The sequence below is a fragment of the Pseudonocardia sp. ICBG1142 genome, from assembly GCF_020496255.1.
Classification (GTDB): Bacteria; Actinomycetota; Actinomycetes; order Mycobacteriales; family Pseudonocardiaceae; genus Pseudonocardia.
The window spans coordinates 1,080,655-1,095,508 of record NZ_JAHLJC010000031.1 but is presented as its reverse complement, the minus strand read 5'-3'; the positions used below and the strand labels follow the sequence as shown (position 1 = coordinate 1,095,508).

At 73.8% G+C, this 14,854-nt stretch carries 13 protein-coding genes; 8 read left to right on the top strand and 5 right to left on the bottom strand.

All coding sequences use genetic code 11. The annotated features are described in order from the left end of the window. The first annotated feature begins 193 nt into the window (after positions 1-193). The gene (locus KPL59_RS29325; protein WP_226362696.1) at positions 194-925 is read left to right on the top strand and encodes a hypothetical protein; all 732 of its coding nucleotides are present in this window, start codon (positions 194-196) and stop codon (positions 923-925) included. 76 nt (positions 926-1,001) lie between these two features. Here the strand turns inward: KPL59_RS29325 and KPL59_RS29320 are convergent, their stop codons facing one another. Then, positions 1,002-1,910 carry an SAM-dependent methyltransferase gene (locus KPL59_RS29320; RefSeq protein ID WP_226362695.1) on the bottom strand — a complete coding sequence of 303 codons (909 nt, stop codon included), beginning with the start codon at positions 1,908-1,910 and terminating at the stop codon, positions 1,002-1,004. A gap of 132 nt (positions 1,911-2,042) precedes the next feature. Here KPL59_RS29320 and KPL59_RS29315 point away from each other — a divergent pair, with 132 nt between their 5' ends. From KPL59_RS29315 to KPL59_RS29295, 5 genes are all read left to right on the top strand, one after another. After that, positions 2,043-2,693, top strand: a complete 651-nt coding sequence (locus KPL59_RS29315; RefSeq protein ID WP_226362694.1) for a Pr6Pr family membrane protein — start codon at positions 2,043-2,045, stop codon at positions 2,691-2,693. 112 nt (positions 2,694-2,805) lie between these two features. Then, a complete protein-coding gene (locus tag KPL59_RS29310; RefSeq protein ID WP_226362693.1) occupies positions 2,806-3,963 on the top strand; it encodes an acetyl-CoA C-acyltransferase in 1,158 nt (385 codons plus the stop codon). A gap of 35 nt (positions 3,964-3,998) precedes the next feature. Then, on the top strand, positions 3,999-4,760 hold the full coding sequence (locus KPL59_RS29305; RefSeq protein ID WP_226362692.1) for a 3-hydroxyacyl-CoA dehydrogenase: 762 nt from the start codon (positions 3,999-4,001) through the stop codon (positions 4,758-4,760). A gap of 35 nt (positions 4,761-4,795) precedes the next feature. Beyond that, entirely contained in the window at positions 4,796-5,947 is a 1,152-nt protein-coding gene (locus KPL59_RS29300; RefSeq protein ID WP_226362691.1) for an acyl-CoA dehydrogenase family protein, read from the top strand. Positions 5,948-5,979: 32 nt separating this feature from the next. Beyond that, a complete protein-coding gene (locus tag KPL59_RS29295) occupies positions 5,980-6,609 on the top strand; it encodes a TetR/AcrR family transcriptional regulator (RefSeq protein WP_060712091.1) in 630 nt (209 codons plus the stop codon). A gap of 40 nt (positions 6,610-6,649) precedes the next feature. On the opposite strand, the gene KPL59_RS29290 is transcribed toward KPL59_RS29295, so the two are convergent. Continuing rightward, positions 6,650-7,999, bottom strand: coding sequence for a GGDEF domain-containing protein (locus KPL59_RS29290; RefSeq protein ID WP_226362690.1), 1,350 nt, complete (start codon positions 7,997-7,999; stop codon positions 6,650-6,652). A gap of 659 nt (positions 8,000-8,658) precedes the next feature. Between KPL59_RS29290 and KPL59_RS29285 the strand changes: the two genes are divergently transcribed. Both KPL59_RS29285 and KPL59_RS29280 read left to right on the top strand, forming a co-directional pair. Then, positions 8,659-10,053, top strand: a complete 1,395-nt coding sequence (locus KPL59_RS29285; protein ID WP_226362689.1) for a lysine N(6)-hydroxylase/L-ornithine N(5)-oxygenase family protein — start codon at positions 8,659-8,661, stop codon at positions 10,051-10,053. A 34-nt stretch (positions 10,054-10,087) separates the two neighbouring features. Further along, complete coding sequence (locus KPL59_RS29280; RefSeq protein ID WP_020625570.1) at positions 10,088-10,300, top strand: MbtH family protein; 213 nt, start codon at positions 10,088-10,090, stop codon at positions 10,298-10,300. Between the two features lie 35 nt (positions 10,301-10,335). Here KPL59_RS29280 and KPL59_RS29275 read toward each other — a convergent pair whose 3' ends face one another. From KPL59_RS29275 to KPL59_RS29265, 3 genes are read right to left on the bottom strand one after another with little or no spacing between them, the layout of a single operon-like run. Continuing rightward, positions 10,336-12,105 carry an ABC transporter ATP-binding protein gene (locus KPL59_RS29275; protein WP_226362688.1) on the bottom strand — a complete coding sequence of 590 codons (1,770 nt, stop codon included), beginning with the start codon at positions 12,103-12,105 and terminating at the stop codon, positions 10,336-10,338. Then, positions 12,102-13,814 (bottom strand): ABC transporter ATP-binding protein, encoded by a 1,713-nt coding sequence (locus tag KPL59_RS29270; RefSeq protein ID WP_226362687.1) that lies wholly within the window; start codon positions 13,812-13,814, stop codon positions 12,102-12,104. Before KPL59_RS29270 ends, KPL59_RS29275 begins: the two co-directional genes overlap by 4 nt. Positions 13,815-13,866: 52 nt before the next feature. Continuing rightward, positions 13,867-14,853, bottom strand: a complete 987-nt coding sequence (locus KPL59_RS29265; protein ID WP_226358982.1) for an ABC transporter substrate-binding protein — start codon at positions 14,851-14,853, stop codon at positions 13,867-13,869. Position 14,854: the final 1 nt, after the last annotated feature.

Genomic DNA, 14,854 nt, shown 5'->3' with positions numbered 1-14,854 from the left:
CATGCAGGCTCGAACGGAACCGGGACGACGGTCGCCGACGGAACGTCCAGCGTCATGTCCGTCGTCATGTCCATCGTCACCGCCGACGAGTGCGACACCGCATTCGTCGTGAACCGGACCCGGATCGGGTCGAACGCGTTCCTGGGCGAGAGGATCCCGCCCCGCGCCCTCTGTCGAACGGAGAGCTCGCACGATGACCGGCACTCTCTTCGACCCCACCACCTCGGCCACTCGTGAGCACTGGAGCCGGGTGCTGCTGACCGGCGGTGCCACCCCGGCCCCGGCCCGGACGGCGACACCCCGGCCCGGGACCGCCGTGCACACCGAGCCGGTCCCGCGGGACGCGGTCGCCGCCGTCGCCGCGGGGTCCGGCGTCGAGCCCGGCGCTGTGCTGCTCGCTGCGCACGCCGCCGTCCTCGCGGCCCTGTCCGGCGACGCCGAGGTGGTCGCCGGGATCCCGGCCCGTCCCGGTACGACGCCGCTGCCGGTGTGCCTGGACACGGCCTGCAGCTGGTCCGCTCTCGTCCTCGCGGCCGCCGAGGCACTGGCCGGGCTGCGCGCCCACTCCGACTCGGACCTGGGACGCCTCGCCGCCGAGTTCGGGACGGCGATTCCCTCGTTCGGCACCGTGCTCGATCCCGGCACGGACCTGCGCGGTACCGAGATCGCCCCCGGTGCGCTCGGCCGCACCGGCGACCGCGGTCCCGACACGGGCACCACCATCGGCGACGGCCGGGCCGCCGGGCTGCACGTCTCGCTGTCCGGGTCGACGCTGCGCCTGACCTACCGTCTCGACCTGCTCGACGAGGGTGCGGCCGCCCGGATCGCCGGCTACCACGCCACGGCCGTGGCGCTCGCCGCCGCCGACCCCGGCGCGCCGGTTCGCCCGTCGGCGCTGGTCGAGCCGGCCGGACGCGAGGCCTGACCTCGGCGACCTCGCCGGCCGGCCCCGTGACCTGCCCGACGGTCGAGCCCGGTGCCCGGCGTGGAGGTGACCCGGGTCAGCGGGCCGCTTCGACGACGAGGACGTGCGCGACCAGCGTGCCGACCGGGCCCGTGAGCTGCCGGCCGAGATCCGCGCCCAGCTCGCCGAGGGTCCGCTCCCGCACGTCCCACCCCGCCGCGCGCAGCACCGACGCCGGTGCGGGGCGGCGCCGGGTGTCCCACAGCTGCGCGAGGTCGCTGCCCATCGCCGGGGCCATCGCCCGGACCTCGTCGGTGTGCAGGTACTCGTCGGCGACCGCCAGGTCCACCGCCTCCAGCGCGACCCGGCTGCCCGGCGCGGACAGCTCGTCGACCCGGGCGAGCAGGTCTGCCTCCGCCTCCGGCGGCAGGTAGGCCAGCAGGCCCTCCACCAGCCACGCGGTGGGCTGGCCGGGGTCGAATCCGGACCCGCGCAGTGCGCCCGGCCAGTCGTCGCGCAGGTCGCAGGGCACGGCGACCAGCCGTGCCCGGGGCGCGGTGGCGCCGAGGACCCGCTGCTTGTGGGCCAGCACCTCGGGCTGGTCGATCTCGTACACCGACGTGCCGTCCGGCCAGGCCAGCCGGTAGGGGCGCGCGTCGAGCCCGGCCGCGGGGACGACGACCTGCCGCACCCCGTCCGCAGCCGCCGCCAGCAGCGCGGCGTCGAGCACCCGGGTGCGGATCGCCATCATGTCGACCAGCGCCCGCCAGCCGACGCCGCCGTCGTCGTCGGCACCGCGGGCGAGCGGGAGCCCCGGCGCGGCGGCGTCGACGAGTGCGCGCGCGTACGGGTCGACCACCAGCGGGTCAGGGCGCTCGGCCTCGGCCTCGGCGGCGCGGGCCGCAGCGACGGCCAGTGCGGTCGCGCCGACGCTGCGGGTGACGTCCCACCCGCCGGGGACACTGTTGCCACCGGCCGGGACGTTGCCGTGCGGTACTCCGGACATCGGTCCTCCCAGGAGGTGAGCAATGCTCACGATCATGATGCGGCATGCCGTGCGACGGCGCACCGCGGCATGACCGGGATCACCCGTCCGGATCACGGGAACCCGGTGGGTGGCACCCGGCGTTGATCCCCCGTGCATCTCCCGGCGCCCCGCAAGGTCCCTGTCGCCGTCGTCGCCGTCGTCCTGCGCGGGGCGGTCGTCGCCTGCGTGCTGGCGGCGCTGGTCGTGGTCGAACTGACCTCGCGCAGCGGCGTGGCCTGGCGTCTGACCACCTTCACCTACCAGGTCAACCTGCTCGCCGCGGCCTTCTACCTCTGGACCCTGCTGGGTCGCCGGTACGACGCGCGGCCCGCGGTCCGTGGTGCGGTCGTGGTCTACCTGCTGGTCGCCGGCCTGGTCTGGGTGCTGTTCCTGTCCGGGCGCTCGACGGGCTTCACCCCGGCCAACGTGCTGCTACACATCGTCGTGCCGGTGTTGGCGCTGGCCGACTGGGTCCTCGTCCGGCCCGCCCGCGGCGGGCTGCGCTGGTGGCACCCGCCGGTGTGGCTGCTGTTCCCGGCCGCGTACCTCGGGCTGGCGCTGGCCGTGCTCAACGGCGCCGGCCGGCGCGCGCCGTACTACTTCCTGGATCCGGACGCCGTCGGCGCCGGCGGGCTGGCCTGGAACGTCCTCCGGCTGGCGGCCGGATTCCCGGTCCTGGGCTACCTGGTCCTGCTGGCCGGGCGGACCGGGGCCCGCGTCCCCGGGCGGGCCGTGGGCGAAGTCGTCCCCGGGCGGGCGTGAGCGGCGTCGCACGGATTCGTGACAGTCAACTCTGACTGTTTCCTGCTACCGTCGCAGGCGAGTCGACGGCCCCGACCCGGGCGCCGTCCACCGTCGCGAAGGAGCGAACACCGTGCGAGACGCAGTCATCGTCGAGGCCGTACGCAGCCCGGTCGGCAAGCGAAAGGGCGGCCTGGCGGACGTCCACCCCACGGACCTGTCCGCGCACGTCCTGCGCAGCCTGGTCGAGCGCTCGGGCGTGGACCCGGCGCAGATCGACGACGTCCTGTGGGGCTGCGTGTCCCAGACCGGGGAGCAGACCTTCGACATCGCCCGCAACGCCGCGCTGGCCGCCGGGTTCCCCGAGACCGTCACCGGTGTGACCGTCGACCGCCAGTGCGGGTCCAGCCAGCAGTCGGTGCACTTCGCGGCCGCGGGCCTGATCGCCGGGCAGTACGACGTGGCCGTCGCCGGCGGTGTCGAGTCCATGACGCGGGTGCCGATGGGCTCCTCCCTGCAGGGCCAGGACCCGTTCGGCGCCGACTTCGCCGCCCGCTACGGGGTCGCCCCGAACCAGGGCGTCGGCGCGGAGATGATCGCCGAGAAGTGGGGCTTCTCCCGCACCCAGCTCGACGAGTTCGCGCTGCTGTCGCACGAGCGCGCCGCCGCCGCGCAGGACGACGGCCGGTTCGACGGTCAGCTTTCCCCGCTGGCCGGCGTGACCGCCGACGAGGGGGTCCGCCGCGGCGGGACCGTCGAGGGCCTCGCCCAGCTCAAGACGGTGTTCAAGGACGCCGACCAGGGCGGCGTCATCCACGCGGGCAACTCCTCGCAGATCTCCGACGGCTCCGCCGCGCTGCTGATGACCACCAGCGAGAAGGCCCGCGAGCTCGGCCTGACCCCGATCGCCCGCGTGCACACCGCGGTCCTCGCCGGCGCCGACCCGGTCATCATGCTGACCGCCCCGATCCCCGCGACGGAGAAGGCGCTGAAGCGTTCCGGTCTGTCGCTGGACGAGATCGGCGCGTTCGAGGTCAACGAGGCGTTCGCGCCGGTGCCGCTGGCCTGGCTGGCGGACATCGCGGGCACCACCGACACCGCGTCCGGTGTCGGCGAGCGGCTCAACCCCAACGGCGGCGCCATCGCGCTGGGCCACCCCCTCGGCGGCTCCGGCGCGCGGATCATGACCACCCTGGTCCACCACATGCGCGACAACGGCATCCGCTACGGCCTGCAGACCATGTGCGAGGGCGGCGGCCAGGCCAACGCCACCATCCTCGAACTCCTCTGACACCCGCTCCCCACCCGGAAGGAAACAGACAGAACATGGACATCAACGGTTCCGTCGCCGTCGTCACCGGCGGTGCGTCCGGCCTGGGCCTGGCCACCACGGAGAAGTTCGTGGAGCTCGGCGCCAAGGTCCTGATCATCGACCTGCCGTCGTCGCAGGGCGAGGCCGTCGCCGACAAGCTGGGGGACAGCGTCCGCTTCGTCGCCGCCGACGTCACGAACGAGGAGCAGGTCTCGGCCGCCCTCGACGCCGCCGAGGAGCTCGGCACCGTCCGCGTCGCGGTCAACTGCGCCGGCATCGGCAACGGCATCAAGACCTTCGGCAAGACCGGCCCGTTCCCGCTGGCCGACTTCACCAAGGTCATCAACGTCAACCTGATCGGCACGTTCAACGTGATCCGGCTGGCGGCCGAGCGCATCGCCAAGTCCGACCACGTCGACGGCGACCGCGGCGTCATCATCAACACCGCCTCGGTGGCGGCCTTCGAGGGCCAGATCGGCCAGGCCGCCTACTCGGCGTCCAAGGGCGGCATCGTCGGCATGACCCTGCCGATCGCCCGTGACCTGGCGAGCATCGGCATCCGGGTCAACACCATCGCCCCCGGTCTGTTCGAGACGCCGCTGCTCGCCGGCCTGCCCGAGGACGTCAAGACCTCGCTGGGCAAGCAGGTGCCGCACCCGTCGCGGCTGGGGCAGCCCGCGGAGTACGGCAAGCTCGCCGCCCACATCGTGGAGAACCCGATGCTCAACGGCGAGACGATCCGTCTCGACGGCGCGATCCGCATGCAGCCCCGCTAGTCCCCCTGCCGGTACCCCAGAGAGGAGGCGGCGCCGTGAAGCGCACGCTCTACGAGTCCGACCACGAGGACTTCCGCGAGGCCTTCCGGGCCTTCGTCGAGAAGGAGATCGCCCCGCACGAGGCGCAGTGGGAGCGCGACGGCGTCGTCTCCCGGGAGCTGTTCACCACCGCCGGCGCCAACGGGTTCCTGGGCATGGACGCGCCCGAGGAGTTCGGGGGCGGCGGGGTGCGGGACTTCCGGTTCAACGCCATCGTCTCCGAGGAGGTGCTGCGCGTCGGTGCGGCCGGTTCGGGGCTGGGCCTGACCCTGCACAACGACATCGTGCTGCCCTACCTGCTCGCTTACACCACCGACGAGCAGAAGCAGCGGTGGCTGCCGGGCGTCGTGGCGGGGGAGAAGATCCTCGCCATCGCGATGACCGAGCCGGGCATCGGCTCGGACCTGGCGTCGATGTCGACGACCGCCATCCGCGACGGCGACCACTACGTCGTCAACGGCGCGAAGACCTTCATCACCAACGGGATCAACGCCGACCTCGTCGTCGTCGCGGTGAAGACCGACCCGTCGCAGAAGCACAAGGGCATGAGCCTGCTGGTGCTCGAGCGCGGGATGGAGGGCTTCGAGCGCGGCCGCAACCTCGACAAGCTGGGCATGCACGCCCAGGACACCGCCGAGCTCTCCTTCACCGACGTGAAGGTGCCGGTGGAGAACCTGCTCGGGCCCGAGGAGGGCAAGGGCTTCGTCCAGCTGGTCGAGAAGCTGCCCCAGGAGCGCCTGTCGATCGCCGTCGCCGGGGTGGCCGCGGCCCGTACGGTGCTGACGAACACCCTGGAGTACGTCAGGGAGCGCAAGGCGTTCGGGTCCCCGGTCGGCTCGTTCCAGAACTCGAAGTTCGCGCTGGCCGAGATGGACACCGAGATCGACCTCGCCGAGCACTACGTCGACGACTGCGTGCGGGCGCTGAACGCGGGCGAGCTGACCGCCGTCGACGCGTCGAAGGCGAAGTACTGGTGCACCGAGCTGCAGGGCCGGGTCGCCGACCGCTGTCTGCAGCTGCACGGCGGCTACGGCTACATGAGCGAGTACCCGGTCTCCAAGGCCTACGCCGACGCCCGCATCACCCGGATCTACGGCGGCACCACCGAGATCATGAAGGAGGTGATCGGCCGGGGTCTGGGACTCTGAGCCGATGACCGACAGGCGATCATGAGCACATCATGAACACCGAACACCCTCCGGCGGTCAGGAGCCGGGCGCAGCGGTCGGAGGACAGCCGCGCCCGGATCCTGGACGCCGCCGTGGCCTGCCTCATCGACGGCGGCTACTCGGGCTCCACGACCCTGACCATCCAGTCGGCCGCCGACGTGTCGCGCGGCCGGCTGCTGCACCACTTCCCCAGCCGGGACCGGTTGCTGGTCGCGGCCGCGCAGCACCTGGCGGTGAAGCGCGTCGCCGACACCGAGGAACGCGTGCGACGGGTGGTCGAGACCGACCCGGTCGGCTCGTTCGAGCGGGCCGACCGGGTCATCGAGCTGTTGTGGGAGAGCTTCTCCGAGCCCCACTTCTGGGCGGCGGTGGAGCTCTGGACCGCGGCCCGGTCCAACGCCGAGATCGCCGAGGCGCTGCGCCCCGAGGAGAAGCGCCTCGGCGCGGCGATCCGGGCGTCGATGGCCCGCATGTTCGGCGACGAGCTCGCCGGCCGCCCGCGGTTCAAGCAGCTGCGCGACCTGCTGCTCACCTCGATGCGCGGCACCTCGCTGACCTACACCTTCGACCCGCGCGACCCGGGCAGCGACCCGATGCTGCCCCAGTGGAAGGACCTGGCCCGGGTGCTGCTCGGGCCGTGACCGGCGCCCCGGGTGTCGGAGTCCTCAGGTGCGGTAGCTCTCAGGTGCCGAAGCTCAGCCCGAACGGCGGCGTCGCACCCTCGGGAACGACGGGCGGCGCCGGGGGCCGCACCGCGACCCGGTCGCGGCCCGCGTGCTTGGCCTCGTAGAGCGCGGCGTCCGCGGCGGCCAGCAGCCCGTCGAGGTCCGAGCCGTGGTCCGGTGTCGTCGCGACGCCGACCGACACCGACAGCCCGGTGACCCGGCCCGCGGTGGCCGTGTCGACCTCCAGCGCGCGCACGCCCCGGCGGATCCGCTCGGCGACCTCGCGGGCCCGGTCGTCCAGGGTGTCGTCGGCGCGCATCCCGCCGAGCGTGACCACGAACTCCTCGCCGCCGAACCGGCCGGCCAGGTCCTCGTCGCGCACCTCGGTGGTGAGGACGTCGGCGACGGCCTGGAGCACGTCGTCGCCCGCCAGGTGGCCGTGCCGGTCGTTGACCGCCTTGAAGTGGTCGAGGTCGAGGATCAGCACCGCGCCGGCGCGGTCGGTGCGCGTGTCCCGTTCCAGCATCTGGCGGCTGCGCCAGCGCCACGCCGCCGGGTTGAGGAGCCCGGTCTTGGCGTCGGTGTCGACCTGCGCCTCGAGCTGACGCACCAGGGTCGTCTGCTCGACGACGAGCAGCGGCAGCACCGCGAGCAGCGCGAACCAGGGGGAGGTGTTGGCGAGCACGACGGCGACCAGCCCGCCGATCGACAGCGTCGCCAGCTCCAGCCCGATGTCACCGCCCCACAGGATCACGAGGAACCGCGACCCCGGTGCGGTCAGCCGCAGCACCGACACGACCAGCAGCGTGTTCACCGTGGTGTAGGCGACCAGCGCGCCCAGCACCAGCGCCGCGTTCTGCGGGGTCGCCGGAGCCCCGCCCCAGCCGCCGACCAGCGCGAGCAGCCCCGCGACGGTGTGCACGGCGAGCAGGACCGTGGCGGCGCTGTAGACCTGGCGGTGCGGCGGCGTGCCGCTCGGGCGCACCACCCGCAGGTAGAGGTGGACGTAGATGACGGCGACGACGGCCGTCGCGAGCACCGGCGGCAGCAGCAGCGCCGCCGCGAAGGTCCAGACCGAGGTCATGTTGATGTAGCGGGTCTCGGCGATCCGGCGCCGCAGGCGTTCGGCGTTGACCGACAGCTCGGTGTGCACCGCGGCCACCAGCATCAGCAGCCCGCAGAGCAGCGCGTCGGTCCGCGTCGGCGCGGCCCCGGTCAGCGCGCCCGCGACGACGGCGGCCACCGCCGCGGACTCGACGGCCAGGACCAGCAGCAGCGGGCGCACCGGCAGGCCGAGCAGCGACCGGGCGTCCGGCACACGACGGCGACGCCGTGCCGGGCGCGGTGCCACCGGGCCAGAGGTCACGTCGCCTGCCTGTTCGTCGGGTGCGTTCAGGGGTATCGGGTCGAGGCTACGCGGGAGTAAGGCAAGCGGTTGCCGTTCGTGTCGCAGCGGCCCGAGTCCGCGCCGAGCGGCCCGGAACCGACGACGAACGCCTCAGGCTTGCGTTAAACCGTGACGGAGCGTTGTCCATCGCTTACTCTGGACCTGTCATCACTCGATCGTGGAGCGTGCCGTGCGTTCTGACGTGCGGAGCGCAACGGCGTCCGTTCCGGGACGGTGAGAAGTACTCCGGTCGAGGGGAGAGTGCTCGTGCGCAACTGGGACTGGTGAACCGTCATCGGCGCCGCGCGGGACGCTCGGTCGTCCCGCGCGGCGCCGCCGTTCGTGGCCGCCGGCCGTGTCGGGCCGGGTCCCGCGCACGTACCCGTCCCTGCCCGTGTCCCTGTCGCCAGAACCGGTGACGCACGGACGGGGCATGCGACACCCTCGTCCGGCGGTGTGTGCGTGCCGGCACTCCATACTCTGAACGGGTGACACGTTCGTCACTCCGCTGCTCCGACCAGCGCAGACGAGCCGTTGCGGCCGGGTTCCGACGATCACCCCCTAGGCGGGACGTCCACCTTCGTGTTGCAGTTAGCCTCGCCTTATCTGAGGCGTGCCGAAGCAACGAAAGGACCGTGATGGCGAACCCCGCGAACGCGAACCCCCACTCCGCCCCGGAGGTACTCGACGTAGTGGGGGTCGGGTTCGGGCCGTCGAACCTCGGCATCGCGATCGCCCTGCTGGAGCACAACGCGGCGGCCCCGGCCGACGCGCCGGTGACCGCCCGGTTCGTCGAGCGCCAGGAGCGGTTCGGCTGGCACCGCGGGATGCTGCTCGAGGACGCGACCATGCAGGTGTCCTACCTCAAGGACCTCGTGACGTTGCGGAACCCGAACAGCGGCTTCTCCTTCCTGTCCTACCTGCACGACCGCGACCGGCTCGCCGACTTCATCAACTACGGCTCGTCGTTCCCCACCCGCCGCGAGTTCCACGACTACCTGGAGTGGGCCGCCGCACGGGTCGGCGAGGTCAGCGACGCCGCGGGCTCCCCGGTGACCGTCGACTACGGCAGCGAGGTCGTCGAGATCGAGCCCGTGCCCGGCGACGGGGTGGTCGACCTCCTCGACGTCGTGGTGCGCACCGGCGAACGGGTGGAGCGGCTGCGGACCCGCAACGTCGTGCTCGCCTGCGGGCTCACCCCGGTCCTCCCGCGCGGGATCACCGCAGGCGGACGCATCTGGCACAACCGCGACCTGCTCTTCCACACCCGCGAGCTCGCCGGCGCCTCGCCCGCGCGGTTCGCCGTCGTCGGGGCCGGGCAGAGCGCGGCGGAGACCGTGGAGCACCTGCACCGCACCTTCCCGACCGCCGAGGTGCACGCGGTGTTCGCCCGCTACGGCTACAGCCCCGCCGACGACACGTCCTTCGCCAACCGGATCTTCGACCCGGCCGCCGTCGACGACTTCTTCACCGCCCCGGACGAGGTCAAGGACCGCATCCTCGGCTACCACGCCAACACCAACTACTCCGTGGTCGACCCCGAGCTGATCGAGGGCCTGTACCGCACGCACTACCACGAGCGGGTCGCCGGCCGGGAGCGACTGCGCTTCCGCAACGTCTCCCGGGTGGCCGACGTCGTCGACGTCGGGGACCGGGTGGAACTGGCCATCGAGTCGCTCATCGACGGCGAGCGCGAGGTCATCACCGCCGATGCCGTGGTCTACGCGACCGGGTACCGGTCGGCCGACCCACTGTGGCTGCTCGACGCCGGCCTGCAGCAGGCCTGCGGGCGCGACGGACAGGGCCGGCTCGACGTGCAGCGCGACTACCGCGTCCGCACCGGTGCGCTCCCCGGCGGCGGAACGGTCCGGGCCGGCGTCTACCTGCAGGGTCCGACCGAGCACACGCACGGCATCACCTCGACCCTGCTGTCCAACATCGCCGTGCGGTCCGGAGAGATCGTCGCCTCGCTCGTCCGGGGAACGGCGGTCGCCTCCCCGGAGGCGAGCGGACGCGACACCGCCACCGTCTGAGCGCCCCACCACGTCCCCGCACCGGAGGAGAACCATGTCCACCAACCCCTTCGACGACGAGAACGGCACCTTCCGGGTGCTGGTGAACGACGAGGGTCAGCACTCGCTGTGGCCGGACTTCGCCGAGGTCCCGGCGGGCTGGACCTCGGTCCACGGGCCGGCCGACCGGACCTCGTGCCTGGACTACGTCGAACGGAACTGGACCGATCTGCGACCGCGCAGCCTGCGCGAACGCACCGACGCCTGATCCGCGGCGCCGCCTGATCCGGGGCGCCGCGCCACTCAGCCGAGATCGGGTGCCTGGTCGGGCCGCAGACCCGACCAGGCACCCCACAGTCGGGCGTAGGTGCCCCCGGCGGCCACGAGCTCGTCGTGGCGGCCCTGCTCGATGACCCGCCCGTCCTCGAGGACGACGACCCGGTCGGCGGTGGCCGCCTGGGTCAGGCGGTGCGCGACGACCACCGTCGTCCGCCCGCGAGCCGCGGCGAGCGCCGCGTCCTCCAGCGCCCGGGCCCCGGAGCTGCCCGCCTCCGCGGTGGCCTCGTCCAGGATCACGACCGGCCGGTCGGCGAGCACGAGCCGGGCCAGCGCGAGCTGCTGGGACTGCACGACGTCCAGCTCGTGCGCGCCGTTCCCGACCGGGGTCGCCAGGCCCTCGGGCAGCGCCTCGGCCCAGGCCAGCGCCCCGACGGTGTCGAGCGCAGCGCGCAGCTGCGCGTCGTCGGCGTCCGGGGCGGCCAGGCGCAGGTCCTCGGCCAGCGTCCCGGCGAACACGTGCACCTCCTGGGTGACCAGCGCGACGGTGTCCCGGCGGACGGTCGGGCCCTGCTCGTCGAGGCCGGCGCCGCCGATCTCGATCCGGCCGGACGACGGCCGGTGCAGCCCCACGACCAGCTTCGCCAGGGTGGACTTGCCCGCGCCGCTCGCGCCCACCAGGGCGACCCGCGTGCCCGGCTCGACGTCGAGGTCCACCCCGCGCAGCGACGGGTGTCCGTCGACGTAGGCGTGGGTCAGGCCGCGGGCGCGGACGCGGGAGCCGTCCGGCCGGGCGGGCTCGGCGGGATCGGGCTCGGGGGCGAGGTCGGCGACCCCGACGATCCGGCGCAGCCCGGCGATCGCGGACTGGGCGACGTCGAGCTGGAACAGCACCACGTTGACCGGGCCGAACAGGTTGATGAAGTAGAGCGCCGCCGCGCTGGCCGTGCCGATCGTGGCCTCACCGGAGGTCACCAGCCAGAAGCCGGCGACCAGGACACCGGTCACGCCCAGGTACTCCGCCGCGTTGAGCCGGCCGAAGAATCGGGTCTGCAGTCGGATCACCCGCATCGCGAGCCCGACGACGGCGTCGGCGCGTTCGGCGACCCGGTCCCGGTGCTGGTCGTGCAGGCGGAACGCCCGCACGGTCGACACCCCCGCGGCGGTGTCGAGCAGCTGCTGCTGCTGGTCGCCGTAGGCGATCCGCTGCGCCGCGTAGATCGGGCCGGACCGGGTGAGGAACCAGCGCGCGGTCCAGGCCTGGATCGGGACGGCGAGCAGCGCGCCGAGGAGCAGCCGCCAGTCCAGCGCGAGCAGCGCGACGAGGGTCAGGCCGATCAGCAGCGCGGAGCGGGCGAACTCGGGCAGGGCCTCGCGCACGGCCTCGGCGACGACGCTGACGTCGTCGGTGACCCGCGAGGTCAGGTCCCCGGACCCGGCCCGTTCCAGCTGCTCCAGGTCCAGGTGCAGCGCCCGGTCGACGAACCGTTCGCGCAGCCCGGCCAGCACCGTCTCCCCGGCGCGGGCGACCAGGGCGACGCCGAGCATCGCGAGCACGCCCTGCCCGACCGCGACCCCGACCAGGCCGAGCACCGGTGCGGTGACGGCGTCGGCGCCCCGGCCGTCGGCGACCAGGTCGACGATCCGGCCGAGCAGTGGTGCGGTGAGCAGGCTGACCGCGGCAGCCCCGACGAGCGTCCCGAGCCCGAGCAGCGCGGTGCCGCGCTGGGGCCGCAGCAGCTCGCCGAGGACGGCCCGCATCCGTGCCCCGTCGGCGACGGGCAGGCGGGTGGTCATCCGGTCACCAGCTTCCGGTAGTCGGGGTCGGCCATGAGCTCGCTGTGCGTCCCGTCCGCGGCGATCCGGCCGCCGCGCAGGACGACGGTCCGGTCGGCGGCGGCCAGCAGCGCCGGGCTGGTGGTGACGACGACGGTGGTCCGGCCGCGGCGCAGCGCGCGCAGCCCGTCGGCGATCGCGGCCTCGGTGACGGCGTCGACCGCGGTGGTCGGGTCGTGCAGCACGAGCACCGGGGGGTCGGCGGCGAGGGCCCGGGCGAGGGCGATCCGCTGCCGCTGACCCCCGGACAGGGAGCTGCCCCGGGCGGCGACCGCGGTGTCCGCCCCGTCGGGGAGGACCTCCGCGGCCTGGTCGGCGCGAGCCGCGGCCATCGCCGGGGCCGGGTCGGTCCCGGGCGCACACCCGGCGAGGACGTTGTCGCGCACGGTGCCGGCGAACAGGTGCGCGTCGTGCGCGGCGACGAGCACACCGGCGCGGGCGTCGGTGCACTCCAGCGCGGTGAGGTCGGTCCCGCCGACCTCGACCCGGCCGTCGACGGGGTCGGTCTCGCGGCCCAGCAGCCGGACCAGCCCGAGTGCGGTCGCCGCGTCGTCGGTGACCACACCCAGCATGGTTCCCGGTGCGACGTCGAGATCCACGCCGGACAGGCCCACGGTGCGGACCCCGCGCAGGGTCAGCCCGCCGTCCCCGGCCGCAGCGGCGCTCCCGGAGCCGGACCCGGGCCGGGCGGTGACGGCGTGCTCGCTGCCGAGCAGCGTCGCGATCCGGCCGGCGGACGCGCGGCCCTGGGCGAGCTGGCGGCTCACCGCGCCGAACACCTCGAGCGGGCCCACCAGGAACTGGGCGAGGCCGACGGCGGCGACGAGCCCGCCGATGCTGAGCTGGCCGTCGGCGGCGAGTCGCCCGCCGACCAGCGCGATGAGGGCGAGGAAGAGCCCGTTGACCAGCTGGACCGAGCCGAGGAACCCGGCCTCGGCCCGGGTGGCGAACAGGGTCGCGCCCAGCGCCTCCCGGCTGACCCGACGGTAGCGACGCTGGGCCGCCGGCTCGACCCCGAGCCCCTTCAGCACCCGGACGCCGTCGATCAGGTCGGCCGCGACCCCGGAGGCCGCGGCCGCCCGCTCCTGTTCGGCGTGGCTGCGCCGCTCCAGCGGGGTGCCGATCCGCTGGATCGCCCACAGCAGCGGCGGGGAGCCCAGCAGGATGAGCAGCCCCAGCGGCAGCGAGATGGTGAGCAGCGCGATCGCCGCGACGACGACCGCGGTCACCGCGGCCAGCCCGAGCGGGAGCATGAAGCTGACCACCGCGACACGTTTCGCGTCGGACACCGCGATCGAGGCCAGCTCACCGGGCAGCCGTCCGGCCTCGGCGCCGCCGCGGGGGTCGAGCAGCCGCCCGGCCACCTGCAGCCGCAGCCGGGCGTCGCCGCGTACGTCGGCCGACCAGGCGTGCCGGGCGCCGAAGCGGTAGCAGGTGGACAGGAACAGGAAGTCCAGTCCGAGGACCAGCAACCAGCCGGTGAGGGCGACGGGGTCGCCGGCCGCGATCCCGCGGTCGATCACCACCCCGACGAGGACGGGGACGAGTGCCTCACCCGCCTGGTGGCCGCAGAACAGCGCCGACGCCGCGGCGAGCCGTCCACGGAAGGCCCCCAGCGACCCCCGCAACACGGACCGGCCGGACTCCGCCTGGCGGGTGGGAACGTCCATTGTGTCAGGATAGCCTTGCCAACATCGACGCCCGACGCGGTCGGCGGCGGGCTCAGTTCCCCGGTGCCTGCCCCTTCAGCGCCGCGTCGAGCTGCGGCACCACGGTGTCGAGTGCGTAGGGCAGCGACAGCGGGCTGGAGTAGCCCAGTGCGGCGGCGAACTCGGTCTCGAACGGCCCGAGGTAGGCCACCCGGCCCTGCTGCACCGCCGGGATCGCCCGGAACACCGGGTCGGCCTCGGACTCGGCGCGCGAGCGGCCCAGCACCACGAGCAGATCGCTGTCGAGGTCGCCCTGGCGCTCCAGCGAGAGGGTCTGCGAGTCCGGCCGGACGGCGAAACCGAGGCCGGCGAAGATCTGGGCGCGCAGGTCGTCGGTGCCCATGTCGTAGGGGACACCCTCGATGAAGAAGTCCATCTTCAGGTTCTTGCCCGCGAAGTCGGGGTGGGCTGCCTTGGCCTCGTCGAACCTCGCGCGGGTCGCGGCGATGACCTGCTCGGCCTGCTCGGTGCGGCCGGTGGCCTGCCCGGTGATGCGGGTCTGCTCCTCCCAGCCTGCGGGGTTCGTGCCGTCGGGGGTGCCCTGGGCGACGGTCGGCGCGATCTGCGACAGCGCGGTGTAGGTCGCCTGGTCCATGAAGGAGTAGACGCCGAGGATCAGGTCGGGCTTCAGTGCGGCGACCTGCTCGATCGGGATCTCGGCTCCGGTCAGCAGCTGCGGCTGGGTCCCGCCGAGTGCCTCCTGCGCCCAGGGGCGCTGTGCGTAGTCGTAGTCGCCGATGTTCTCGCGGACCCCGACCGGCTTCACCCCCACGGCCAGTGCGAAGTCGGCGTCGTTGAAGCCGACGGTGACCACCCGCTGCGGTGCGGCCGGGATCGTCGTCTCGCCGAAGGCGTGCTTCAGTGTGACCGGGAAGGCTCCGGCGGCCTCGCCGGTGGGGGCGGGCTGCGCGGTGTCGCCGGTGCCCCCGGACGCACAGCCGGCCAGCGCCAGCAGCAGGACCACGTACGCGGCGAGCGCACGGAGCAGGGATCGGGGCATG